Annotated in this window: 2 protein-coding genes; both read left to right on the top strand. The window is 33.9% G+C overall.

The genetic code is table 11. The features are described from left to right. On the top strand, nucleotides 1–506 hold a 506-nt coding region (locus AB4Y90_RS18000; RefSeq protein ID WP_441558932.1), incomplete at its 5' end, for a DUF933 domain-containing protein. Nucleotides 507–590: 84 nt separating this feature from the next. After that, nucleotides 591–1,037, top strand: a complete 447-nt coding sequence (locus AB4Y90_RS17995; protein WP_441558931.1) for a hypothetical protein — start codon at nucleotides 591–593, stop codon at nucleotides 1,035–1,037. Nucleotides 1,038–1,164 lie beyond the last annotated feature (127 nt).

Genomic DNA, 1,164 nt, shown 5'->3' with positions numbered 1-1,164 from the left:
CCAATAAGCCTGTTCTTTACGTTTGTAATGTAGATGAAAATTCTATTAAAAACGGAAATGAATGGATTGCTAAAATCGAAGAAATGGCGAAAGGTGAAGGCGCTGAAATCGTTGTTTTGGCAGCTCAGATTGAAGCAGATATCAACGAACTGGAAACTTACGAAGAAAGAGAAATTTTCCTTGACGAATTAGGTCTTACAGAACCGGGAGTAAACCGTCTGATCAGAAAAGCGTATGATTTATTAAAGCTTCAGACGTATTTTACAGCAGGTGTAAAAGAAGTTAGAGCTTGGACAATTGGACAAGGTTGGACTGCGCCTCAAGCTGCAGGAGTGATTCACACCGATTTTGAGAAAGGTTTCATCCGTGCAGAAGTTATTAAGTATAATGATTATGTGACTTACGGTTCAGAATCAAAAGTAAAAGAAGCTGGAAAACTTTCTGTTGAAGGAAAAGAATACATCGTTCAGGACGGCGATGTGATGCACTTCAGATTTAATGTTTAAAATATTAAAAGTTAGTTATATAGTATTTTAAATGCGCTTCCATGAATTTGGGAGCGTTTTTTTATTATATTTAATCTTATGAAATTGAAATATTTAGCCCTTTTGTTTCTGACTTTTTCGTGTTCGAAAAGTATTGAAGATAGATGTTTTACATCTCCTGATGATAATCGGGTTAAAAATTTAAAAAATGATGATGATTTGGTAATTTATGATCACAATATGCAAATAGAGAAATATGATGCAACACAGATTCTTGCTGAGAAACCCGATTATTTGCAGATTGTTGACCTCAAAAAATTTAGAAGCTTTAAAAAAGACAGTATAGAAGCTAATTCTCAGGATTTAATGGAAAATAAATGGGAAGCACATGAAGCGGAATTTAAAGTTTTTAATGAAGCTTTTTCAATGCAATTTAGCTTTTCTAATCAACAAAAATTGGGAATGTGGTGTATGCTTTGGGCAGGAATCAGCTTGGATTTTGGTTGTGTAAAATTGAAAATGAAAAAGCTTCCGCATATTTTTGGGGATTAAGTTTCAGTCATTATTACATTAACGAAGTTCAGGAAAAGCCAATTATTCAGAATGGTTTTTTAGAACTTGAGGGAAGTTTCGTAAAAATTGTGAAAGTAGCAGGGTTACCGGGTTACGACGACTATTC

The organism is Chryseobacterium sp. 2TAF14 (genome assembly GCF_052115105.1).
Lineage (GTDB): Bacteria > Bacteroidota > Bacteroidia > Flavobacteriales > Weeksellaceae > Chryseobacterium.
The sequence above is the reverse complement of the archived record's forward strand: the minus strand, read 5'-3'. Positions and strand labels throughout refer to the sequence as shown.